The sequence below is a fragment of the Rhodococcus xishaensis genome, assembly GCF_004011825.1.
Lineage (GTDB): Bacteria > Actinomycetota > Actinomycetes > Mycobacteriales > Mycobacteriaceae > Prescottella > Prescottella xishaensis.
Genome location: NZ_RKLO01000001.1, coordinates 727,536 through 750,267, shown reverse-complemented (window position 1 = coordinate 750,267; position 22,732 = coordinate 727,536). Strand labels below are relative to the sequence as shown.

Here is a 22,732-nt window from a genome sequence, read left to right as displayed (position 1 = left end):
CGGTGCAGTCGGCCTACGCCGGCGCGAGGCAGGTTGGCGTCCACGCGGGGACGTCACTGTGGCGTACCTGCCAATGGTGCAGTGACGACCGCCAACGGCGTCAGTCGCTCACCATGAGCCTGGATCCTTCCGTCATTGCTCGGCCGCGGTGAAGGCTGCACGATCTCAGAGGGCTGTGCTGTCTGCACTTCCCGTGCCGGTTCCTCAGGTGCCTCTGGCGCCGGAGGTGGGGTCCGGTCGAGCGGCGCGACGGGCTCGCCCGCAGCGGGTTCGGGAGTACCGATCACGCGCACAGTGCCGTCTGCGTCCAAGACCAGCCGCGCCGGATCCTTCGCCGGAATGAGTCCCTGCTCCGCCGCTTTCGCAGCCAAGACCGGAGCCGAGTTACCCGCGATGACGTGACGCTGGAGTGTCGCTGCCTGCTCCCGCAAGCCCTGGTTGTGGGCCCGGGCGTCCGCAAGCTCGTACGAATCCTCGGCTGCGCGCGTCGTCAGCAGCAGTGTCGCAGCCAGTCCCAGGCACAGCAGACCGATAATCATGGCCACGAACGGGATTCGGGCGACGATCGTCCGGGGCGAGGTCCCCTGCGAGATCACTGCAGCAGCATGGCCGTCGACGGCCGAGGAGCGCTGGTCACGGCGCTTGTACGCCCGTTTCACCGCTTTGGACCGCCGGACCCCTTCGGTGGGAGCCGCCTGAACAGTCATGCTGTCGTCCTCCTCGCGATTCGTTCCGCTGCGCGCAGACGCACGGGCGCTGCCCTGGGGTTGTCCTCGATTTCCTGCTCGGACGCACGCTCCGCACCCCGGGTGAGGATCCGGAACTCCGGTCCCATGCCCGGCAGTTCCATGGGCAGACCCTCGGGCGTCTTGGACTTGGAACGCGGGGTCAGTTCCTGCTTGACGACGCGGTCCTCGAGTGACTGATAAGACATGAACACGGCGCGTCCACCGACCGCCAAGGCGTCGAGGGCTGCGGGGATCGCGGCCCGCAACGAATCCAACTCACCGTTGACCTCGATTCGCAGCGCCTGGAACGTCCGCTTCGCGGGATGCCCGCCAGTCCGGCGAGTCGCGGCCGGAATGGCGTCGTAGATGAGTTCGACCAGTGCCCCGCTGGTAGTGAACGGCTGCTTCTGACGGCGTCGCACGATCTCGGACGCGATGCGGCTCGCGAAGCGTTCCTCGCCATACGCGCTGAGGATGCGAGCCAACTCGCCGCGGCTGTAGGTGTTGAGCACCTCGGCAGCGGTGATGCCCGCCGTCGGATTCATCCGCATGTCCAGCGGAGCGTCGACCGAGTAGGCAAACCCGCGATCGGCCTCGTCGAGTTGCATCGAAGACACACCGAGGTCGAACAGGATGGCGTGGACGGTACCGATCGCGTCCAGCCCAGCCTGTTCGAGCGCATCAACGATGCCGTCGTAGCGGGTGTGTACATACGTGGTGCGGTCGGCGTATGACACCAGCCGATCGGATGCGATCCGGAGTGCCTCGGGGTCACGGTCGAGACCGATCAGGTGCAGACCCGGGTATGCGCGTAGGAAATGTTCGGAGTGTCCACCGAGGCCGAGCGTCGCATCGATCATCACTGCGCCGTCGCCTCGCGGGTTCTCGGCGGTGATTGCCGGGCCCAAGAGTTCATCCGCGCGGCGCAAGAGGACGGGGACATGACCGAATTCGCCCGGGGCGAACTCGGTGTCGTCCTCGCCGTCGACCATTTCTCCTCCGGCTCTTGCTCGATGCTCTGGTGCTTGCGCGTCGTCGGGTGTGGAGGGCGAATGCCTCGAGGTCCCTGTCCGATCAGGGAACCTGGCGCTGGGGAAGGGCGTCAGGGTCCCGGTGGTGAACCTGGCGCTGGGGAAGTGCGCCAGGGTCACGCTCGGGCAGAGGCCTCGCGGCACTCGCGGCGTCGGTGGGCTAGAAGATCCCCTCGAGCGCCTCGTCTCTGGCCTGTGAGTAACTTTCTTCGTGCTCCCCGAGGTAGTCCGTCCATGCCTGGGCGTCCCAGATCTCGAGGAAGTCGACCGATCCGACGACCACACAGTCCTTGGACAGCCCCGCGTAGCGGCGATGGTCCACGGACAACGTGATCCGACCTTGAGCGTCGGGGTGCTGCTCATCGGTGCCCGCCGCGAGCCCTCGCACGAAGGCGCGAGCCTGCGGATTGCTACGGGATGCCGCTGCGGCACGACGAGCCAGCGCAGTGAACTCCTCGCGTGGATACACCGCGAGGCTGTGGTCCTGTCCTTTCGTGACCATCAACCCTCCCGCCAACGCGTCCCGGAACTTCGCGGGCAGCGTGAGCCGCCCCTTGTCGTCCAACTTCGGCGTGTAGGTACCGAGGAACATCTCGACACCTCCCGCCGGGGCCTGTAGCGAACGTCGGGATCGATACCGGTCGGTACCCCCCACTTGCAGTGGATCACCTCCCCGATCCACTGCCCGCCACTTTACCCCACTCTCCCCCACATTCGACTCGATTTGATCTTCACTTCGGCGAGATTCGGCGAATAAGCGCAGTTCACAGCGGGTGCCGGAAGTGGTGGAACTACGCGCGTGATGGCGAACACATTTTGCCCAAAACGCGCATACCAAGATCAATCGGTCCGCCTGGAGACAAGGCAAGGCCTGTCCAGGACACCCATGCTCGATGCCTCAACCAGCCGCATCAGCACGTTCGATCCGTGGTCGGACTCCGGTGGGGAACGGTGGGGCGCCCGAGTGGGGAACCGTGGGGGTCCGGCGGACGCTGGGCACACGGCGGCTCAGGCGGCCGGCGCCCGCGGGCCGACACCGGCGCTCACGACGGCGAGCAGTCGAAAGCGGCGGTGGCGCGACCGTATCGGTCGGCGCCACCGCCGCTTCGAAACCTGCGAACTACTCCTGCTCGAACCTCCGCCGGAAGCGATCCTCCATACGAGAGGAGAATCCGCCGGACTTCTTGCCACCTTGGGACTTGCGCGGATTCGATCCGCCCGACTCGCTCGGAGTGCCGTCCCCGTCGGGAACCGCCGCCAGGTGACCCTTCGCTCCGCCGAGGAGGAAGAGAATACCGGCACCGAACATCACGACGAACCCGACCAGACTGATGATCGGAAACTCGCCCACCCGCACATCTAGAGCCACGCCCGCGACAAGGAGAACGAGACCCAATACGAAAAGGGCCACCGCCTGCAATCGACGCTTGGCGGAAGGGGCACGCATGCGCCCGCCCCGCACTGTGGACGCGAACTTGGGATCCTCAGCGTAGAGCGCGCTCTCGATCTGGTCGAGCATGCGCTGCTCGTGCTCGGAGAGTGGCACGGTACCTCCCCCGGCACTAAAGAATCGGCACCTCGCCCGCGGTACGGGAAGGTGGGTAACTCACTGGCGGCTACCTGAATTCAATAATACGAGGTGCACCCATTCCATACCACCTACTCCACCGACGAGTTCCCGACGAATCAGTGATTATCCCGGACATCTCCATTCACGGCAGCGCCAACGTGCCCGGAATCACCCCTTGGATGCCGGCCCGCCAGCCCGGGAAGGTCGCCCTTCCGAGCGCCGTCCGCGAGGAAATCCTCGACCGCCATCAGGAACCGCCCTACCTGCAAGTAGAAGTGGTCTGCATCTGCATCCGAAACCGTCTGCGCGACACCGGCCTCGATCGAGGCTCGCAGCGCGGAATGTTCCGCGAAATAGTTAGCCCATTCGACGAACTCGGGCACCGCCCGCGCCATGAGCACCCACGCACTTCGTGACCGTGGCCGCCGAGAACTTACCGAACCGACATTAATCTCCACCACTGCGAGCAGCGCCGCAGCACCCTTCAGAGCCCCGAGATAGGAGCAACGGAAACGTTCCCCGGCCTCCCCCGCCCCTACGGCCTCCGACAGCAAGCCATCCGCCCGGCGCAATAGCGTCGTCGCTCGAACCGGCATCGACCACGGTGAACTCACTGGAGTTGCGCACCCGACCGCAATCCTCGACAGACTGGATACAGACCGTGCACCAATCCCCCGAATGACTTCCGACATGACCCCGCGCACCTCCCACCGCTCCCGAGTGCAGACCCGGAGATCCGGTGATGATTCGCTTCCCTCGAACATCACCGGATCGCCGATGTCGAACACATGTTCGACATATTCAATATAGCTGGACCCACCGACACGTCGTCAAGAAAAGAGGGCGAGCGCGAGCATGGACAGCACCGGCGCGCACCCCGGCGCCAGCCCCGGCGAGGGCCGCACCGCGAACCAGGACGTTCCGGTGGTCGTGGACCTGTCGGAGGCCGAGATGCGCGCCCGACTGCCCGAGGCGCTGGGAATTTACATCGCGGCTATGGGCTACCCACGTGGTACCGAGTCCCACCGCGCCCCGATGTGGACCGAACACACGGGGCGCTCTGGGTGGCGTGCGGTCGGTGCCGTGCAACCTGACCCCACGCACACGGACCGCCACGCTCCCCTCGTTGCCATCGCGTACGGCTACCGCGGTGCGCCCGATCAGTGGTGGCACCAACAAGTCCGCCGCGGCATGCAGGCAACAGGGTGGGGCCGCGACCAGATCGAATACATCCTGGGTAACTACTTCGAACTGACCGAGTTGCACGTCCACCCGAGTGCACAGGGCCACGGGATCGGGGAACGACTGCTGCGCCGGCTCCTGAACGATCGCCCGGAGCGCGGAGTTCTGCTGTCCACTCCCGAAGTGGAGCAGGAGGACAACCGTGCATGGAGGCTGTACCGGAGATTGGGTTTCCGAGACGTCGTTCGGCACTTCGCGTTCGCCGGTGACCGGAGGCCGTTCGCGGTTCTGGGCCGGGGGTTGCCTCTGTGATCGGCGCACCTGCGAGCACCGATGTGGTCGTGGTCGGCTCCGGCCACAACGCCTTGGTGTCCGCGTGTTATCTCGCTCGCGCGGGCCGGTCGGTCGAGGTGCTCGAACGCGACACAGTGCTCGGCGGCGCCGTCTCGACGGTCGAGAGATTTCCCGGCCACAAGGTGGACCGGGGATCTTCGGCGCACATCATGATCCGACACACCGGGATCATCGAGGAACTCGACCTCGCCGCTCACGGGCTGCGCTACATCGACTGCGACCCATGGGCCTTCGCGCCCGCCCCGGCGGGTTCGGACCGGCCGGGAATCGTCTTTCATCGCAGCCTCGACGAGACATGTCGGTCGATCGAGGGGGCGTGCGGAGTCGCCGACGCGCACGCCTACCGGCGCTTCGTGCACACGTGGGGCCCACGCAGCGAGAGGGTGATGCGGGCGTTCTCGGCACCACCGACAGGCGCTCACCTCCTGCGTTCCTTCTGGGGCCTGGATGCCTCCGGCGGTGGCGCCGCCCTCTCCCGCGAGTTCCTCTCGACAGGCGACGCACTGCTCGACGGCTACTTCGACAGCGAACCGCTCAAGGCTGCACTCGCATGGTTCGGTGCCCAGTCGGGACCGCCGATGTCCGAGCCCGGCACCGCGCCGATGGTCGGCTTCGCAGCACTGATGCACACGCTTCCGCCGGGCCGCGCAGTCGGCGGCAGTGGCGCGCTGACCACCGCCCTGGCTTCGCGTCTCGAATCGGACGGCGGCACCGTCACCCTCGGTGACTGCGTCACCGAATTGCGGCGTGACAGCGGCGGATGGACGGTGGTCACCGAGTCCGGGCGCCGGGTCCAGACCCGCACCGTCATCGCCGGCTGTCACGTGCTGACCACGCTGGACCTCCTCGAGCGCGGCGGCTACGACCGGGACACGCTCGCCGGGTGGCGTCGACGGATCCGGGTGGGCCCCGGCATCGGCATGGTGCTGAGGCTGGGCACCGACGCCCTGCCCTCGTACCCGAGCGCGCCTGCCGACGTGATCACCACGTCGGGTCTGCAGTTGCTCGTCTCGGACCGCGCCCAGCTCAGGGCGGCGCACGGCGCCGCCCTCGCCGGGGAACTGCCAGCAGAGCCCGCCGTGCTCGCGATGAGCTTCAGTGGCATCGATCCCACGATCTCGCCCGCCGGCGAGCATCAAGTGACGTTGTGGTCGCAGTGGCACCCGTACGCACTGTCCCGCGGCCGAAACTGGGCCGACCTCGGCGAGCGGGAGGCCGACCGTGTCGTCGCGGGCGTCGACGCCCTCGCACCCGGCTTCGCCGACAGCATCCGTCACCGGTATGTGCAGACGCCCATCGACATCGAGCACGAGATGGGCCTGCTCGGCGGCAACGTGATGCACATCGAGATGTCGCTGGACCAGATGATGTTGTGGCGGCCGATCCCGGAATTGTCGGCGCACCGCGTCCCGGGCGCCGACAACCTGTACCTGACCGGTGCGTCGACGCATCCCGGCGGTGGAGTGTCGGGAGCGAGCGGGCGCAGCGCCGCCCGGATCGCACTCGCGGACGCCCACGGTGGACGCCTGCGTCAGGTCCTCCGCAAGACCCTGCGATGACGGCCTCGAAATCGCTCGTGCAGCTGTCCGCGGTGATCGCGGCCGTGGCAATCGCGACCCAGATCGTCTATCCGTTGGTAGAGGGCCGGGCCCGCGACGTCGTGACGGTCGCGGTGGTCACATCCCTGGCGGCCGCATCGATCGTGCACTCGCTCGCCACCCGCGGCGGCCGGTGGACGGCCGGCATGGTCTTGGTGACCGCCGGAATCGGCCTGATGTCCGAGGTCGTCGGTACCGCGACGGGAATCCCGTATGGCTGCTACCAGTACGCGACCGAGCGACTGGGGTGGTCGGTCGCAGATGTTCCGTTGGTGGTGCCGTTCGCTTGGACGGCCGGCTTCTACCCGGTGTGGTGCGCTGCGTCGCTGATCACATCCGGCAGACTGCCGCGTTTCGCGCTCGTGACGGTCGGCGTCGTCGGCTGGGACCTGTACCTCGATCCGCAAATGGTCGCCGACGGACAGTGGCGCTGGTGTGTCACCGACGCCGGACTTCCCGGGATCGCGCACATCCCGCTGACCAACTACGGGGGCTGGCTCCTCGTGGCGGCGGTCATGGCGATCCTTGTCGACCTGCTCGATCGCCGGGTCGGTCCGGCGCGGAGGTCCGCGCGAGGTGATGCGGTGCCGATCGCATTGTTCCTATGGACGTGGCTCGGCTCGGCCCTGGCGCACGCAGTCTTCCTGAACGCACCGGAACTGCGATACTCGGCTGTCTACGGGCTGGTCGTGATGGGCGCGGTCGGAGTTCCACTGCTGCTGCGGCTGGCCCGCCTGTACCGCGACGAAACCCGTGCCCGATTGGACGACACCCCCACTGCCTGACACGAATCGCGGTGCCTGGCACGATGTCCGCTGTGCAGCCGTCCACTCCTGACCTCGTTCTTCGCTCCCGCCGGCGCCGCCTGCTCGCGTCCTCAGCGCTCGCGCTGCTTGTAGTTCCGTTGCTGGCCGGATGTCTCCGGGTGCAGGTGTCGATGGGCATCTCCGCCGACGACAAGGTGTCAGGGCAGATCGTTGCGGCGACTGTCCCGACAGACGAGAACGATCGAGGACCGCAGCTGACGCCGCCCGGCGCCCTCACCAACCGGATTCGGGTTCAGGAGTACCGGCGGGACGGCTACGTCGGTACGGAGGCCTTCTTCAACGGGCTCTCCTTCGGCGAGGTCCAACAACTCGGTTCGATGTACAGCGAGACCGGCACCGACCTACAGCTGGCGTTGCGGCGGTCCGGCGACCTGGTGAGCCTCGACGGCCGCATCAACCTCGAGGACGTTCCCGCCCAGGGAGCCGACGTGCAGTTCACGGTCGCCTTCCCGGCCAGAGTCGCGACCACGAACGGCGTCCGCCAGGGCGACTCGACCGTCACGTGGAAGCTCCCGGCCGGTGAGGTCAGCACGCTGCGCGCCGAGGTCCGATATCCAGACCCCGACACACGCAGCTTTGCCGGTTGGGCCGGCATGGCGGCCGGTGTCGCGATCGCGGTCGCTGCGATCGTCGGTGTGATGGCGTGGTCCAACCGGAACCGTCCGACACCTCGGGGCCCGCGGCGGAAGACGCCGCTCTCATCGTCGACGCGGTAAACCCAGCAGCCGTGGTTCGACCGTTCCGCCTCCTCGCCGTCGCCACCCGCGTCGGCGCCGGATTCGCGGTCGGCGGCGCGGTGGTCGCAGCCGCGAACGCCATTGCACTGCCCGGCTTGACGCTGCCCCGCTCGCGATCGGAGCCGGTAGTCGACCCGGTGACGGTCGTCGTGCCGGCGCGCAACGAGGCCGATCGCATCTCCACGCTCATCGCAGACCTGAGGGCCCAACGTGGGCTGAGCACCCTTCGTGTTCTCGTCCTCGACGATGACTCCTCGGACGGGACAGCCGACGTCGCACGGCGTGCGTTCGCCGGCGACGGGCGATTCGCGTTGATCCGCAGCACCGACCCACCGCCGTCGGGCTGGCTCGGAAAGACGGCGGCGTGCCACCTAGCCGCCGAGCACGCGAGCCGTTTGATGGATCCACAACGCCCGGGCGTGCTGATGTTCCTCGACGCCGACGTCCGCGTGGCGCCCGACGCTCTCGCCGTCGCGGCGGCCGAGTTGCGTCGTTGCGGCGCCGCCCTCGTGTCGCCCTGGCCCCGACAGGAAGCCGGAGCGCTCGTCGAGCGCCTGCTCCAGCCGCTGCTGTGCTGGTCGTGGTTCGCGACCCTGCCCGTGAGTGCAGCCAACCGCAGCACCCGTCCGTCGATGGCGGTCGCGTGTGGGCAGTTTCTTGTGTTCGACGCGGCCTCGTACTACCGACTCGGTGGCCACGCTGCGGTCGCGGACAACGTCACCGAGGATCTCGGCATCGCCCGCGCTCTGCGACGTCGGGGGGAACGCACGATCGTTGCCGCCGCCCGGGACCTGGCGTCGTGCCGGATGTACACCGATCCGACCGAGCTGCGCGAGGGCTATACGCGATGGCTGTGGAGCGCCTTCGGCTCCCCCGTCGGATCCACGGTTGTATCGACCCTCGCCGCGGTCGCGTACGTGCTCCCACCGGCGGCCCTCCTGTTCGGGCGCGGCCACACCCGGGGATGGGGCGCGGCGGGGTACGCAGCCGCCGCGGCGTCGCGGCTCATCGCACGTGCGGCTGAGACCGGCGGTCGCCCACGTCTGCGGGACTTGGCGGACGCGGCCACCCACCCGGCTTCAGTCCTGGGGCTGATCCACCTGACCACGGCGTCCCACTTCCGCCGGCGACGCGGCAGGCTGCGGTGGAAGGGTCGCGACCTCAGCTGCGGCGGGATGCGCCCCGAAGCCTGAAGGCTTCAGACCCTGGCCGAGATCGACGTCCCCAGGTTCGCGAGTACCTCACTGGTAGCGCGCGCGAAGTTGAGGGTGATGAAGTGCAGGCACGGTGCACCTTCGGAGATGAGCCGCTCTGCCATCTCGGTCGCGACCTCGATCCCGACCTCGCGAACCGCCGCACGGTCCTCTTCGGGGCCGTCGCCGGCGGCACGGCGCAGACGCTCCTCCAACGCACGCGGCAGGTGTGAACCGGACAGTTCGAGGCTTCGCCGGGCCGACCGCAGCGATGTGATCGGCATGATCTCCGGAATGATCGGCTTCTCCGCCTGTTCGGGATCGTGCGCAGCGACCCGATCCCGGAGCCGCAGGTAGTCCTCGACGTCGAAGAACATCTGAGTGATCGAGTACTCGGCGCCCGCACGCAACTTCTGCACCAGGTACCTGGTGTCGTGCTCGAGGTCAGGGGCGCGGTAGTGCCCTTCCGGGAACGACGCGACACCGACGTGGAAGTCGCCCATATCGCGGACGAGGCGCACGAGTTCCTCGGCGTACTCGACACCCTCGGGGTGCTTGACCCACTCACCGAGAGGGTCGCCTGGCGGGTCGCCGCGCAACGCGAGGATGTTGCTGATTCCCCGGTCAGCGTAAGCACCGCACATGGCGCGCAGTTCGTCGATGCTGTGCCCGACCGCGGTCAGGTGCGCCACGGGCAACAGGGTGGTCTCCTCGGCGATCTGCCCGGTGACGCGCACGGTACGGTCCCGGGTCGAACCCCCGGCGCCGTAGGTCATGGACACGAATGCCGGATTCAACCGTTCGAACTCGCGGACGGCACGCCACAACCGCGCCTCGGCAGCGGCGTCGCGAGGCGGAGAGAACTCGACCGAGAAGGGGATCCGACCGCTCGCGGAGGAGCGGATCCGGTTCACGATCGAGGGGGTCTGACTGACCCGACCCGCGCTGTTGTGTGGCCGAACTGCTTCGAATGTCACCAGCCAAGCATAGGTTGACCCGCGCGACCGACCCGCAGCACGTCGAGCCCTGGCCTCGGGCGCCGTTTCCGTGGCGACCACCGGCGACCACTAAGGTGGGAACGAGGCATTTCGCGCGCGCCACGTCCGCCGTGCGGCAATCTGACCCGGCATCGAGTCCCACCCAACTTGGAGGCAGTCCTGTCCGCTGGAGCAGGTGAGTCCACTCGCCCAACCCAACCCACCCCGCCTCTCACCGCCCTCGTCGAGCAGGCGCTCCGGGACTTCTTCGCGTCGCGCTCCGACACGATCAAGACCGTCGGGAGCGGGTATGCCACTGCCGTCGCTGCGCTCGAGAACTTCGTCCTGCGCGGCGGCAAGAGGGTGCGGCCGGCGTTCGCCTGGACGGGTTGGCTCGGGGCCGGCGGCGATCCGCACGGTCCGCAGGCGCCCGCCGCTCTCCGCACCGCAGCGGCCCTCGAACTCGTCCAGGCGTGCGCCCTCGTCCACGACGACATCATCGACGCCTCCACCACTCGACGTGGGTTCCCCACCGTGCACGTCGAATTCGCCGAGCAACACGGCGCGCAGCGCTGGAGCGGTGGCTCGGCGGAGTTCGGCAACGCAGTCGCGATACTCCTCGGCGACCTTGCGCTGGCGTGGGCCGACGACATGATCCGCGACGCCGGCCTGGACCACGATGCGCTCGGCCGCATCTCGCCGGTCTGGTCGGCGATGCGGACCGAAGTGCTCGGCGGCCAGTTTCTCGACATCAGTAACGAGGTACGGGCGGACGAGTCCATAGAGTCCGCCCTGCGGGTCAACCGGTACAAGACGGCCGCGTACACCATCGAGCGGCCACTGCACCTCGGTGCGGTGATTGCCGCCGCCGATTCCTCCCTCGTGGATGCGTATCGACGCTTCGGCACCGACGTCGGGATCGCGTTCCAGTTGCGCGACGACCTGCTCGGCGTGTTCGGGGATCCAGACGTCACCGGCAAGCCGTCCGGGGACGACCTGCGTGCAGGCAAGCGAACCGTATTGTTTGCCGTCGCGCTCCGGCGGGCCGACGACACCGATCCGGCGGCCGCGACCCTGCTGCGCGAGTCGATCGGCACCGACCTCTCGGAGGCACAGGTCGCGCGACTGCGATCGGTCATCACCGACCTCGGCGCGGTCGATGACGCCGAGCGCCGCATCGCCGAACTCACCGACAGTGCCCTGACCGCACTGGATGCCAGCACCGCCACCGATGAGGGCAAGCGCCTGTTGCGGGAGATGGCGATAGCGGTCACTCGCCGGGACGCCTGATCACCGTGCGGACCGTCCGCGGTACGACCGACCGCGTCGTGGTCGTGGGCGCGGGACTCTCTGGACTTTCGGCGGCCCTGCATCTGCGTGGCAGCGGCCGTGACGTGACCTTGCTCGAGCGCGACGACCGACCGGGTGGCCGCGTCGGGACGTACGAGGGACCCGGGTACGTCATCGACAACGGCGCCACCGTACTCACGATGCCCGAACTGGTGCGCGACGCTCTCGGGGCCGTCGGCTCGGACCTCGACGCCACGACACCCCCTCTTCTGCTGCACCGCCTCGATCCGGCGTACCACGCCAGGTTCTCGGACGGTTCGACGATCAACGTGCACTCCGATCCGGAGCGGATGGTCGCCGAGATCACACGTGTGTGCGGTCCGGCCGAGGCGCGCCGATACCTCGACCTGCGCCACTGGCTGGCCCGGGTTTTCGACGCCGAGTTCGACTCGTTCATCGACGCCAACTTCGATTCACCGTTGGATCTGTTCGCGACCAGGAAGTCGGCGACCGGCCTGCTGCGGCTGATCGCGGCAGGCGGATTCGGCAGGCTGGGTCGGCAGGTGGCCCGCCGGGTCACCGATCCCCGGCTTCAACGGATCTTCACGTTCCAGGCGCTGTACGCGGGCGTGGCGCCGGCGAAAGCGCTCGCGGTATACGGCGCGATAGCCCACATGGACACCTCGCTCGGGGTGTCGTTTCCCAGCGGCGGGATGCACGCCATCGCCGAGGCGATGGCCGACGCGTTCACCTCGGCGGGCGGGCACCTGCACTTCGGGGCCGATGTCATTCGCATCGAACGATCGGGTGAACGGGCACGATCGGTGCACACCGCCGACGGCCGAGCCTTCCCGTGCGATGCGCTGGTACTCACCCCGGATCTGCCGGTCGTCGACGATCTTCTGCGTAGCAGACGGCGACGACGGCAACGCATCTCACCGTCGGCGGTCGTGCTGCACGGAACGATCCCTCGTGCGACCACGTCCCGCTGGGGTGAGGCACATCACCATACGATCGACTTCGGCGCCGAGTGGGAGCACACCTTCACCGAGATCGCCGCGGGTCGCGGCCGCGGTCGGCTGATGACCGACCCGTCGCTGCTGATCACCCGGCCAGCCGTCACCGATCCGGGACTCACCGTCAGCCGAGACGGCGTCGAACACGAACCCCTGTCGGTGCTCGCACCCTGCCCCAACCTCGAGAGTGCTCCGCTCGACTGGCGGCGGCTGACCAATGCTTACCAGCGCGAACTCCTGCAAACCCTGGAGAGCCGCGGCTACCGCGGAATCGCCTCCGACTATGTCGTTGACCACATCGATACCCCGTTGACATGGGCAGACCGCGGGATGGCGGCAGGCAGTCCCTTCGCGCCGGCACACATTTTCCGGCAGACCGGCCCTTTCCGACGCCGCAACTTGGCCTCGTCTGGCACGAACGTCGTTCTGGCCGGCTCGGGGACGACGCCGGGCGTGGGCGTACCGACGGTCTTGATCTCGGGCAAGCTGGCTGCGGAACGCATCTGCGGCCCCCTCGAGCCGGGGCTTGCCCAGCGATGGCCGGCGACCCGATAAACTAGCTAGCCGTCCTATGCTGCCGGCAGCCCACGACCCCTGCAGGCACCACCTAACGACCCTTCCGGGGGAGGAACCTGCACCGATGTCGGCCCGTTCCGGAACCCTCGATTCCCCTGTGGACCGACGGTCCCGGCTGCGCGCAAGCTCCGACTACCTGCGGACTCCCGAGGGGCACGCGACCGTCCTCGGCTTCGTCGGCGCGCTCATGCTCACGTTCGGAGGATTCGGCGCCGGCAGCGTTCGTCGCCACGATCCCCTCCTCGAGGAGATGCGGCTGTCTTGGCTGCGGTTCGGCCACGGCTATGCCCTCTCCACGCTGATCGTCTGGGGCGGCGTGCTCGCAATGATCATCGCGTGGGTGCGCCTGGGTCGCTCTGCCATCAACGGCCGCGTCGGCCTGCGGGCCCTGTCGTGGACCGTTCCGGTCTGGACAGCCCCGATGTTGTTGGCAGTCCCGATGTTCAGCCGGGACGCCTACTCGTACCTCGCGCAGGGCGCCCTGCTCCGAGACGGCTTCGACCCATATGCGGTGGGACCGGTGGCCAACCCCGGCCTCCTGCTCGACAACGTCAGCAACGTGTGGACCACGACCACGGCGCCGTACGGTCCGATCTCCTTGCTGCTCGGCGCGGGTATCACGACGATCACGGGCGACAACGTCGTCGCCGGCACAATGCTGCTACGCCTGACGATGCTGCCCGGGCTGGCGCTACTGGTGTGGGCACTGCCGCGGCTGGCCCGCCAACTCGGCGGCAAGCCGACCATCGCTGTGTGGCTCGCTGTCCTCAACCCGCTGGTGCTGATCCACCTGATCGGCGGTGTCCATAACGAACTCCTCATGGTCGGACTGATGGTCGCCGGCATCACCCTCGCTCTCGACCGCCGGCACGTCGCGGCCGTCGCAATCATCGCCGTCGGGGTGGCAGTCAAGGCGATGGCCGCGATCGCATTGCCGTTCGTCGTGTGGATCTGGATGATCCATGAGCGCGAACGTGCCTTGGCCGAGGACCGGGAGCCCGCGACACCGATTGCGTCGTTCGTCCGGACAGCGGGGGCCGGGGTCGCGGTGTTCGCTGCGATCTTCACGGGTGCGTCGGCGGTTGCCGGGGTCGGCCTCGGCTGGCTGACCGCGCTCTCCGGCTCAGCAAAGATCGTCAACTGGCTGTCGCTGCCGACGATCATGGCGCACATCGTGACGGTCGGCACCGGATGGTTTACGGGTTTGCGGCTCGAGCCCGTCCTCGACGTCACCCGCACGATCTGCGCGGTCGCGCTCGTGGGCCTGCTCGTCTGGATCTGGTGGCGGTCCCGAAAGACCGAACGAGACGCGGTCATGGGCATCCTGCTCGCTCTGGTCGCGATCGTGATCCTGTCCCCTGCCGCCCTGCCGTGGTATTACTCGTGGCCGCTCGCCATCGCCGCCGGTTTCGCGATGTCGACGCGGACGCTCCAGATCCTCGTCGGCCTGTCGACCTGGCTCATGTTGGTATTCCAGCCCGACGGATCGATCGGCCTGTACACGTTCTTCCACGTTGCCCTCGCCGTTGTCGCCGCAATCGTCGCGGCGATCTCGCTCAGGACGGTGGACCCGCTGCGGCTGCGATCGGTGTCGGAGAAGACTCACACTTCGACCGAACAGATCGCAGAAGAACCGGTTCAGACGACTTCCGAGCGCCAATCGTCGCCGCTGTGACCCTAGTGCTGTGACCCGACGAGTTCCGAGCGGCGACTTGGCCTCGGCGTACCGCCGGTGCCGGCGACTCGCGGCCGAACACGGCCGGACCTACTTCCTTGCCACCCGCCTTCTGCCCGCGCACCGGCGTCCCGCGGTGCACGCCCTGTACGGGTTCGCGCGCACCGTCGACGACGTCGTCGACGTCGACTGCTCTGGCCGGACCCCCATGGAGCGCGCCACCACGCTCGACGTTGTCGAGGCACAGTTGCATGACGCGCTCGCGGGCCGCCCGGTCGACGGTTCATGCGCCGGACCAGTGCTCCCCGCCCTCGCCGACACCATCGACCGGTACGCGATTCCGGTCGAGTACTTCTGCGCGTTCCTCGATTCGATGCGCATGGACATCCCGGGCACACCGACCTTCCATGCCGCCTACCCCGACATGGCTACGTTGCGGCGATACATGTACGGGTCCGCCGAGGTGATCGGGCTGCAGATGCTGCCGATCCTCGGCACCACCGTCCCTATCGACGAAGCCGAACCGTACGCGGCCGCGCTAGGTGAGGCCTTCCAGCTGACGAATTTCCTGCGCGACTTCGGTGAGGACCTCGATCGCGGACGCGTGTACCTACCCGCAGACGAGCTGGGCGCGTTCGGCGTCGACAGCGAATTAGTGCAGCACTGCCGTCGGACCGGGACCGTCGACCGGCGATTACACCGGGCACTCGCCCATTTCGTCGCCGTCACCCGCGCGGTCTACCGCCGCGCCGAGCCGGGACTCGACATGCTCGAACCCCGGGTCCGACCGGGTATCCGTGCCGCGAACGTCCTGTACGCCGAAATCCTCGACGAGATCGAGAAGAGCGGTTTCAGGGTGTTCGATCAACGTGCGACCGTGCCCCGGCACCGGCGTCTGACGGTGGCTCTACCCCTGCTCGCCTGGTCGCTCGTCGGATCGCGGTGAGAATCGACCAAGGCCGGTCAAAAAGCCATCGCCTGGGCGCGCCGGACGACCTCGCGCGCCTGATGACCGTGCATGGCGTTGATCGGGGATCCCGGCAACGTGTCGTCCTCGGTGAACAACCAGCGCAGAATCTCGACGTCCTCGTAGCCGCCGTCACGCAGTACGACGATCAGCCCGGACAGCAACCGGACGGGGTGCCCGTCCTCCCCGAAGAACGCTTCAGGGATACCGAGGACGCCATCGCGCTTGACAGCGATCAGATGGTGGTCACGCAGCAACTGATGCACGCGCGTAACCGCGAGACCCATCCCCTTCGACACGTCTGCCAGCTGCAGCAGCGGAATCGACGGGTCCAGCACGTCTTCGCAGTAGGGGATAGCGCTCATTCTCGATACGTTATCCGGTCACCGCTGGTACGACCACGGTCGGCGCTGCGGTGACGGAACTGCGGCTCGAGCTGACTACGATCGAGAAGAATCCATGCACGCCGAACGAGAGGGCGCGAGCTTGAATCCCGGAGGTCAAGGGTTGATCGGTGTCGTGCTGGACCGGCGCTATCGCATCGACGCACCCATCGCGCGCGGTGGAATGTCCATGGTCTACCGCGGCATGGACCTTAGGTTGGACCGTCCGGTCGCGATCAAGGTCATGGACCCGCAGTTCGCGGCCGACCCCCAGTTCCTCGCCCGCTTCGAGTTCGAGGCCCGCGCGGTGGCTCGGCTCAACCACCCAGGATTGGTCGGCGTTCACGATCAGGGCAGCGACGGCGCACACGCGTTTCTCGTCATGGAACTCGTCGAAGGCGGCACGCTGCGTGAGCTGCTCCGTGAACGGGGACCCATGCCGCCGCACGCGGTCGTGGCGGTCGCACGGCCCGTCCTCGAGGCGCTCGCCGTCGCCCACCGGGCCGGACTGGTCCATCGCGACATCAAGCCGGAGAACGTACTGATCTCCCACGCTGGGGATGTCAAGATCGCCGACTTCGGTCTGGTGCGGGCGATCGCCGCGTCGAACACGACATCACGCAGCGTGATTCTCGGCACAGCCCAGTACCTCTCCCCCGAGCAGGTCACCACCGGCACAGCCGATCCGCGCAGTGACGTCTACGCCGCGGGTGTGCTGCTGTTCGAGATGCTCACAGGCACCGCTCCGTTCACTGGCGACACATCGCTGTCGATCGCCTACCAGCGGATCGACAACGACGTTCCCGAGCCGAGCGGACTCATCGAGGGAGTGCCACCGGAGTTCGATGAACTCGTGGTCCGGGCGACCGAACGCGATCCCGACGAGCGCTTCGCCGACGCGGGCGTGATGGCAACGCAGCTTCGCTCGGTCAGTGCACAGTTGCAGCTGCCGACCTATCGGGTTCCGGCGCCTCGCCGTGTCCCCCAGCAACCACCCGCGTCGGCGGACACGACCTCACGGACACCGAACGAGCCCGTCGCCGCCCACCCGACGCGACCCGCCTCGGATCACAGCCCGGATCAAACCCCCGGCCACGATGCGACCACAGTGCTGGCGTCGCCGGCACCGGAATCGGGACTCCAACACACCAAGGTCGTCACGACCGTGACTGCACGTCTCCCCCAGGACGAGCCCCCACCCCCGGTCGATGACCCCGCCGCCGATCCGTTCGGAAATGTCGAGGCACGCCTGCGTCGCTCCCGGCGCACGGTTCTCGTGTGGCTCCTGGCCGTACTGCTGATCGCGGCCACCGTCGGATTCGGCGGCTGGTGGCTCGGTTCCGGCCGCTACGCCGCGGTTCCGGTGATCGACGGTCAGGACCGGGCTGCGGCCGCGGCGACCATCGAGGCTGCGGGTTTCACGACGAAGACCAGAGGGCAGTACTCCGACGCTGCCGCGGTGGATTCCGTCCTCGGGACCGACCCGAGTGCCGGGTCGAAAGTGCCGCGTGGCTCCTCGGTCACCATCCTCGTGTCGTTGGGGCGGCCAGCCGTCCCGGAGGTAACCGGTAACGGCGATCTCGCGGCGGTCGAGGCGGCCCTGCAAGAGCGCACGTTCGTGCCGGTCAAAGGTGGTGAGGCGTTCAGCGCCCGGGTCCCGGTCGGCGCGGTTGCAGCGCTGGAACCAGCGCCAGGGACGGTGCTCGACGTCGGCTCTCAGGTCCAGATGATCCTGAGCAAAGGCGCGCCGCCGGTGGACGTACCCGATGTCTCCGGGATGTCCGAGGACGCAGCACGAGAGGCGCTCGACGCGGTGGGGATCACGGTGCGCGAAGTGCAACAAGTCTTCGACGCCGACGTCGACGCCGGCGACGCGATCGGCACCGACCCGGCCGTGGGCGCGAACGTCGAGGCCGGGTCGAGCGTGGTCCTGACGGTGTCCAACGCGGTGAAGGTGCCGGTGCTGTTGGGACGCTCGGTCGAATCGGCGAAGAGTGAACTCGATCGGCTCGGACTGGGCTACCAGGTGCGCCAGCTCGTCAGCTCCGACCGGTCGCTCGTCATCGGCCAGAGCCCCAGCGCGGGCGATCGGGTCCCACCGGGCACCACGATCACCCTCACCTCGCTACTCTGATCTAACCGCACTCTGATCTAACCGCGCAGCATCTCCGCGACCAGGAACGCCAGCTCGAGAGACTGCTGGGTGTTCAGCCGCGGATCGCATGCGGTCTCGTAGCGACCGGACAAATCGACATCCGAGATATCTTGCGCGCCACCGAGACACTCGGTGACGTGTTCACCGGTGATCTCGACGTGGATGCCCCCCGGGTGGGTGCCCAGGCCGTTGTGAACCTCGAAGAAGCCCTGCACTTCGTCGACGATGCGGTCGAAGTGGCGGGTCTTGTAGCCGGTGGTGGCCTCGTGGGTGTTGCCGTGCATGGGGTCGCACTGCCAGATCACCTGGTGGCCGGTGGCCTGCACCTTCTCGATGATCGGCGGCAGCAGATCACGCACCTTCTGATTGCCCATCCGGGAAATCAGCGTCAGCCGGCCTGGCTTGTTGGTCGGGTCGAGGCGCTCGACGTACTCGATAGCCTGCTCAGGCGTCGTGGTCGGACCGATCTTGAGACCGATCGGGTTCGACACGAGTTCCGCGAAGGCAACGTGCGCGCCGTCGAGTTGGCGGGTGCGGTCACCGATCCAAAGGAAGTGCGCGGAAAGGTCGTACAGCTTGGGGTGGTCGTCGCTGTTGTCCAGGCGCAGCATCGCTCGCTCGTAGTCGAGCACGAGGGCCTCGTGGCTGGCGAAAATCTGCGCCGACTGCAGGTTGGGGTCGGTGACCCGGCATGCGTCCATGAATCGCAGGCCGCGGTCGATCTCGGCGGCGAGGGCCTCGTAGCGGGCTCCAGCGGGAGAGGAGGTGACGAACTCGCGGTTCCAGTCGTGAACTTTGTGCAGATCGGCCATCCCGGAACCCGTCAGCGCTCGGACGAGATTCATCGCGGCGCTGGCGTTCGCGTACGCGCGCACCAGACGCGAAGGATCATGGACACGGACCGCCTCGTCGGCGACGAGCGAGTTCACCATGTCCCCGCGGTAGGACGGCAGGCCGAGCGAGTCGGTGTTCGACGAACGCGGCTTGGCGTACTGACCGGCGATACGCGCGACCTTGACCACCGGGAGGCTCGCACCGTAGGTGAGCACGACGGCCATCTGAAGGAGCGTGCGGATGTTCCCCTTGATGTGCGGTTCGGTGTTGTCCGCGAAGGTCTCCGCGCAGTCACCCCCTTGCAGCAGGAAGGCTTCACCGCGGGCCACTTCAGCAAGCTTCCGCGACAGTGCCTCGACCTCGTTGGCCACCGTGATCGGCGGCACGCTCTCGAGGACGGTGCGCATGGCTGCGGCCTGGTCGGCGGGCCACTGCGGCTGCTGCGCGGCCGGCCTTGCGAGCGCGGCGTCGAGCTGCGCCCGCATGGCGGCGGGCAGTGGCGGCAGTTGGGGCAAGCGGTCGATCGGAACGTCGACAGTCCAGTTCACCACTTCAGGATATTCGCCTCGTCGAGCCCGAGGGAGCGAAGGCCCTCATTCATAGAGAATCGTTGCCCCGTCCCGGCGCGCGATTCCTGTCACCGAACTGTGCGGAAGGCTTCGATCGCCTCGAATTTCGCGAGGTTGTGCCGGGCGTCGGCGAGCGCGTCGTGCGCCTCGTCCGGAACCGGTGGCAGCGGCGGACACCCGTGGAACTCCCAGTGTTGACGCAGTTCACGGGTGTAGCGGGGCATGCACGACGGCAGTTCGGTCATCGCACCCCACAACTGACACAGCGCGACATGGTCGTATGCGGCGACCCAGGCCCATAACTCGGGCTCGATTCCGGGCCTCGGAACGAGAAACTTCATCAAATCGTCCCGAATTCGCGACCGGCTCTTCCAGAGCGGCGACGATGGCGGCGGCAGCTTCGGCAACACGTTGCGGCGTACCCATTTGCCGGCCCGCTCAGGAGCGAACTCGGTGGACACGGCGTAGAACTCTCGTCCGTCCTCGCAAACCACACCGATCGAGACGAGCTCGATTGTGCGACCATCCTCGATGAACTCGCAGTCGTAGAAGTAGCGCACGGTGGGGAGCCTATGCCCACGTGCCGGGGCTCTCGACACTGCCCCGGGTCGGGCCCGAGCGGCGGGTCACTGGACACTGCGCCCCCTGTTCGTAGAAAGATGGTCTGGTGCGCACCCGCTCCCCCGAGTCTGCCGACCCGATTCCTACCGACGGCGTAGGCCCCGCACCGGAGGTGTCCGCCCGGTTGTCGCCGCTGGGCATCCTCGCCCGTGTCGCGATCGTGCTCGCCGCCGCGGTCGGTGCGGCATACCACCTGATCGGGGTTCCCGGCCTGCGTGACATCGGCTTCTACTACCGCATCGACCTGGACGTCTATCGGTTGGGCGGTTCGGTGTTCGTCGATGGCGGACCGTTGTACGGCACGATGCCTCCAACACTCGCGGGCGTGGGCCTTCCGTTCACCTATCCCCCGCTCGCGGCCGTGGTGTTCAGCCCGATGTCACTGATCCCGCTCGAGGCGGCCGGGGTCGTGCTGACCACACTCTCGCTGCTGGCGCTGCTGGCGACCCTCGCCCTCACACTCGCATCGCTCGGGGTTTCGCCTCGCGCCACGCTGACCTGGACGGCACTCGCCGCAGCCGCCGCCGCTCTCACCCTCGAGCCCGTGCGCTCGACGCTCGACTACGGACAGGTGAACATCCTGCTGATGGCGTTCGTGGCGGCCGACTGCTTGTTGAAGAAGACTCCGTGGCCACGCGGCATGTTGATCGGCTTCGTAGCCGCACTCAAGTTGACGCCCGCGGCGTTCGTTCTGTTCTTTCTGGTGCGCAAGGACTTCCGCGCTGCGGTGACGTCAGGACTGAGCTTCCTCGCGGCAGGAGCGGTCGGATTCGTCCTCACTCGGGCAGATTCCTGGCAGTACTGGACCCACACGCTGTTCGACTCCGGACGAATCGGCCGTGCGGCGTACCCGCCGAATCAAAGCATCACCGGAGTCCTTGCGCGCCTGGGCGTGGACCCGTCGCTGCGCAGCCTGTTGTGGCTGGGGCTCAGCGCCGCCGTCCTCATGCTCGCGGCGGTCGCGATGCACCGCGCGCTCGCCGCTGGGGCGACAGCGTTGGCCCTGTGCGTCAACGCCCTGCTTGCCCTGCTCGTCTCGCCCGTCTCGTGGTCGCACCACTGGGTCTGGGTGGCTCCGCTGCTGCTATTGGTCGGGGTCGAGGCGTACCGGCGTCGCAGTGCACTCCTCGCCGCGGGAGGGCTGGCAAGCTGGGCAATGTTCGTGATCGCGCCCCACTGGCGCCTGGGGCAGGGTCGCTGGGAGGGCACCGACTGGCCCCTGTGGGACCAGCTCCTCGCGTCAGCGTACGTATGGTGGGCTGTCGTCTTGTTGGCAATCGTAGTCGTGAGCCTCGGACGACGGGACGTCAGCTCGAGCGAGCACAGCGGACACCGAATTCGCCTACGGTGATACACCTTTCGGATTCCGCCGCCGCAAGCCATCCCGCACTGTCTCGGGGTAGACAGGGTACTCGCAGGCCGAGTTCACCGGCGTCGGCCGTCGCCCATCGGCCCGGCCAGCGTGGACACCGGAACTGTTGATTCCCCGCGCCGCGGGGCCAACGCTAGCTGGGGGTCAACGCTACTGTCCGGGGCCAACGGCGTCGTCGTCGAGGCCTCGCCCGCGGGGCCGGAACATCAGCCGGCTCGGGTGTCCGGGAGGCGGGTGACATCGTTGACTGACTGCCCGGTCTCCGGTGCCGGGTTCCTGAGCGTCGCTGCATAGATGTCGACGTACTCCTGACCCGACAGGCGCATCAGCTTGTACATGACCTCGTCCGTGACGGCACGTTCGACGAACCGGTTGCCGCCCATGCCCTCGAAGCGCGAGAAGTCGATCGGCTCACCGACTCGGATGGTCACCTTCGCCGGCCTCCACATCTTGGAGCCGATCGGGTTGACCTTCGCGGTACCGATCATCGCGACTGGGATGACCTTGACGCCGGATTCCAACGCGAGCCGTGCCATGCCCGTCTTGCCCTTGTACAGGCGGCCGTCGGGAGAGCGGGTGCCCTCGGGGTAGATGCCGAGAAGCTTGCCCTGGGACAGCACTCGCAAGCCCGCGTCGAGCGCATCCTTGGCGGCATCGGCTCCCGTCCGGTCGATCGGCACCTGGCCGACCACGGAGAAGAACCACCTCTGGAACGCGCCCTTGAGGCCCCTGCCGGTGAAGTACTCACTCTTCGCCAGGAACGTGATGCGGCGCCTGACTCGCAGGGGAAAGAAGAACGAGTCGAGCACAGCCTGATGGTTGCTGGCCAGAATCGCCGGACCGTCGCTCGGAATATGCTCGACGCCTTCGATTTTCGGGCGACCGAGCAGCCACAGCATTGGACCCAACAACACGTACTTAAACAGCCAGTACCACATGGCGCCCTTCCGTCCCAGCTCTTTTCCCCCGGGTCTACCCAGGTTCGTCCCAGGCTCGCCTTTGTCCAAGACTGTACTCAGCAGTCTCTGAAGCTGCCACACGGCGCCCCACCTGCCGTCTCGCGGCAGGAGCTGCGGG

21 protein-coding genes are annotated in these 22,732 nt (G+C 67.5%); 11 read left to right on the top strand and 10 right to left on the bottom strand.

All coding sequences use genetic code 11. From position 1 onward, the window contains the following. Nucleotides 1-53: 53 nt before the first annotated feature. The 5 genes from EGT50_RS03570 to EGT50_RS16955 all read right to left on the bottom strand — a co-directional run bounded on the left by EGT50_RS03570 (nt 54) and on the right by EGT50_RS16955 (nt 3,925). Nucleotides 54-707 (bottom strand): hypothetical protein, encoded by a 654-nt coding sequence (locus EGT50_RS03570; protein ID WP_127951171.1) that lies wholly within the window; start codon nt 705-707, stop codon nt 54-56. After that, entirely contained in the window at nt 704-1,720 is a 1,017-nt protein-coding gene (gene rsmH, locus EGT50_RS03565; protein WP_127951170.1) for a 16S rRNA (cytosine(1402)-N(4))-methyltransferase RsmH, read from the bottom strand. The genes EGT50_RS03570 and rsmH overlap by 4 nt, the downstream gene beginning before the upstream one ends. Nucleotides 1,721-1,919: 199 nt before the next feature. Continuing rightward, a complete protein-coding gene (gene mraZ / locus EGT50_RS03560; RefSeq protein WP_127951169.1) occupies nt 1,920-2,351 on the bottom strand; it encodes a division/cell wall cluster transcriptional repressor MraZ in 432 nt (143 codons plus the stop codon). 528 nt (nt 2,352-2,879) lie between these two features. Then, complete coding sequence (locus EGT50_RS03555; protein WP_127951168.1) at nt 2,880-3,305, bottom strand: DUF3040 domain-containing protein; 426 nt, start codon at nt 3,303-3,305, stop codon at nt 2,880-2,882. Nucleotides 3,306-3,445: 140 nt separating this feature from the next. After that, on the bottom strand, nt 3,446-3,925 hold the full coding sequence (locus EGT50_RS16955; RefSeq protein ID WP_235870531.1) for an SAV_6107 family HEPN domain-containing protein: 480 nt from the start codon (nt 3,923-3,925) through the stop codon (nt 3,446-3,448). Nucleotides 3,926-4,184: 259 nt separating this feature from the next. Between EGT50_RS16955 and EGT50_RS03545 the strand changes: the two genes are divergently transcribed. From EGT50_RS03545 to EGT50_RS03525, 5 genes are read left to right on the top strand one after another with little or no spacing between them, the layout of a single operon-like run. After that, nucleotides 4,185-4,823 (top strand): GNAT family N-acetyltransferase, encoded by a 639-nt coding sequence (locus EGT50_RS03545; RefSeq protein WP_127951167.1) that lies wholly within the window; start codon nt 4,185-4,187, stop codon nt 4,821-4,823. Continuing rightward, nucleotides 4,820-6,424, top strand: coding sequence for a phytoene desaturase family protein (locus tag EGT50_RS03540; RefSeq protein ID WP_127951166.1), 1,605 nt, complete (start codon nt 4,820-4,822; stop codon nt 6,422-6,424). Before EGT50_RS03545 ends, EGT50_RS03540 begins: the two co-directional genes overlap by 4 nt. Continuing rightward, entirely contained in the window at nt 6,421-7,248 is an 828-nt protein-coding gene (locus EGT50_RS03535; protein ID WP_127951165.1) for a carotenoid biosynthesis protein, read from the top strand. Before EGT50_RS03540 ends, EGT50_RS03535 begins: the two co-directional genes overlap by 4 nt. Nucleotides 7,249-7,271: 23 nt before the next feature. Beyond that, a complete protein-coding gene (locus EGT50_RS03530) occupies nt 7,272-8,006 on the top strand; it encodes an LppM family (lipo)protein (protein ID WP_206615712.1) in 735 nt (244 codons plus the stop codon). Nucleotides 8,007-8,017: 11 nt separating this feature from the next. Continuing rightward, nucleotides 8,018-9,220, top strand: coding sequence for a glycosyltransferase (locus EGT50_RS03525; RefSeq protein ID WP_206615711.1), 1,203 nt, complete (start codon nt 8,018-8,020; stop codon nt 9,218-9,220). A gap of 5 nt (nt 9,221-9,225) precedes the next feature. On the opposite strand, the gene metF is transcribed toward EGT50_RS03525, so the two are convergent. Continuing rightward, nucleotides 9,226-10,197: a methylenetetrahydrofolate reductase [NAD(P)H] gene (gene metF, locus EGT50_RS03520; RefSeq protein ID WP_206615710.1), complete on the bottom strand. Its 972-nt coding sequence runs from the start codon at nt 10,195-10,197 to the stop codon at nt 9,226-9,228. Nucleotides 10,198-10,365: 168 nt separating this feature from the next. On the opposite strand from metF, the gene EGT50_RS03515 reads away from it, so the two are divergent. The 4 genes from EGT50_RS03515 (at nt 10,366) to EGT50_RS03500 (ending at nt 15,700) form a co-directional block, all read left to right on the top strand. Further along, on the top strand, nt 10,366-11,487 hold the full coding sequence (locus tag EGT50_RS03515; protein WP_127951164.1) for a polyprenyl synthetase family protein: 1,122 nt from the start codon (nt 10,366-10,368) through the stop codon (nt 11,485-11,487). A gap of 5 nt (nt 11,488-11,492) precedes the next feature. After that, entirely contained in the window at nt 11,493-13,058 is a 1,566-nt protein-coding gene (crtI, locus tag EGT50_RS03510) for a phytoene desaturase family protein (protein WP_164873330.1), read from the top strand. An 85-nt stretch (nt 13,059-13,143) separates the two neighbouring features. Beyond that, nucleotides 13,144-14,754 (top strand): alpha-(1->6)-mannopyranosyltransferase A, encoded by a 1,611-nt coding sequence (locus EGT50_RS03505; protein ID WP_127951162.1) that lies wholly within the window; start codon nt 13,144-13,146, stop codon nt 14,752-14,754. Nucleotides 14,755-14,764: 10 nt separating this feature from the next. After that, entirely contained in the window at nt 14,765-15,700 is a 936-nt protein-coding gene (locus EGT50_RS03500; RefSeq protein ID WP_127951161.1) for a phytoene/squalene synthase family protein, read from the top strand. Nucleotides 15,701-15,717: 17 nt separating this feature from the next. On the opposite strand, the gene EGT50_RS03495 is transcribed toward EGT50_RS03500, so the two are convergent. Then, nucleotides 15,718-16,086, bottom strand: coding sequence for an Rv2175c family DNA-binding protein (locus EGT50_RS03495; RefSeq protein WP_127951160.1), 369 nt, complete (start codon nt 16,084-16,086; stop codon nt 15,718-15,720). Nucleotides 16,087-16,207: 121 nt separating this feature from the next. Between EGT50_RS03495 and pknB the strand changes: the two genes are divergently transcribed. Further along, a complete protein-coding gene (gene pknB, locus EGT50_RS03490; RefSeq protein WP_127951383.1) occupies nt 16,208-18,238 on the top strand; it encodes a Stk1 family PASTA domain-containing Ser/Thr kinase in 2,031 nt (676 codons plus the stop codon). 17 nt (nt 18,239-18,255) lie between these two features. Here the strand turns inward: pknB and EGT50_RS03485 are convergent, their stop codons facing one another. Beyond that, nucleotides 18,256-19,641 (bottom strand): class II 3-deoxy-7-phosphoheptulonate synthase, encoded by a 1,386-nt coding sequence (locus tag EGT50_RS03485; protein ID WP_127951159.1) that lies wholly within the window; start codon nt 19,639-19,641, stop codon nt 18,256-18,258. Nucleotides 19,642-19,730: 89 nt separating this feature from the next. Continuing rightward, on the bottom strand, nt 19,731-20,222 hold the full coding sequence (locus tag EGT50_RS03480; protein WP_127951158.1) for a polyadenylate-specific 3'-exoribonuclease AS: 492 nt from the start codon (nt 20,220-20,222) through the stop codon (nt 19,731-19,733). Nucleotides 20,223-20,329: 107 nt separating this feature from the next. Here EGT50_RS03480 and EGT50_RS03475 point away from each other — a divergent pair, with 107 nt between their 5' ends. Further along, on the top strand, nt 20,330-21,634 hold the full coding sequence (locus EGT50_RS03475; RefSeq protein ID WP_127951157.1) for a glycosyltransferase 87 family protein: 1,305 nt from the start codon (nt 20,330-20,332) through the stop codon (nt 21,632-21,634). A gap of 227 nt (nt 21,635-21,861) precedes the next feature. Here EGT50_RS03475 and EGT50_RS03470 read toward each other — a convergent pair whose 3' ends face one another. Then, nucleotides 21,862-22,593, bottom strand: a complete 732-nt coding sequence (locus EGT50_RS03470; RefSeq protein WP_127951156.1) for a lysophospholipid acyltransferase family protein — start codon at nt 22,591-22,593, stop codon at nt 21,862-21,864. Between the last annotated feature and the right edge of the window lie 139 nt (nt 22,594-22,732).

Coding starts and splice junctions, on each gene's coding strand:
- EGT50_RS03570 (WP_127951171.1), bottom strand. CDS start 707: ATGACTGTTCAGGCGGCTCCCACCGAAGGGGTCCGGCGGTCCAAAGCG.
- rsmH (WP_127951170.1), bottom strand. CDS start 1,720: ATGGTCGACGGCGAGGACGACACCGAGTTCGCCCCGGGCGAATTCGGT.
- mraZ (WP_127951169.1), bottom strand. CDS start 2,351: ATGTTCCTCGGTACCTACACGCCGAAGTTGGACGACAAGGGGCGGCTC.
- EGT50_RS16955 (WP_235870531.1), bottom strand. CDS start 3,925: ATGCCGGTTCGAGCGACGACGCTATTGCGCCGGGCGGATGGCTTGCTG.
- EGT50_RS03545 (WP_127951167.1), top strand. CDS start 4,185: ATGGACAGCACCGGCGCGCACCCCGGCGCCAGCCCCGGCGAGGGCCGC.
- EGT50_RS03535 (WP_127951165.1), top strand. CDS start 6,421: ATGACGGCCTCGAAATCGCTCGTGCAGCTGTCCGCGGTGATCGCGGCC.
- EGT50_RS03530 (WP_206615712.1), top strand. CDS start 7,272: ATGTCCGCTGTGCAGCCGTCCACTCCTGACCTCGTTCTTCGCTCCCGC.
- EGT50_RS03505 (WP_127951162.1), top strand. CDS start 13,144: ATGTCGGCCCGTTCCGGAACCCTCGATTCCCCTGTGGACCGACGGTCC.
- EGT50_RS03495 (WP_127951160.1), bottom strand. CDS start 16,086: ATGAGCGCTATCCCCTACTGCGAAGACGTGCTGGACCCGTCGATTCCG.
- EGT50_RS03470 (WP_127951156.1), bottom strand. CDS start 22,593: ATGTGGTACTGGCTGTTTAAGTACGTGTTGTTGGGTCCAATGCTGTGG.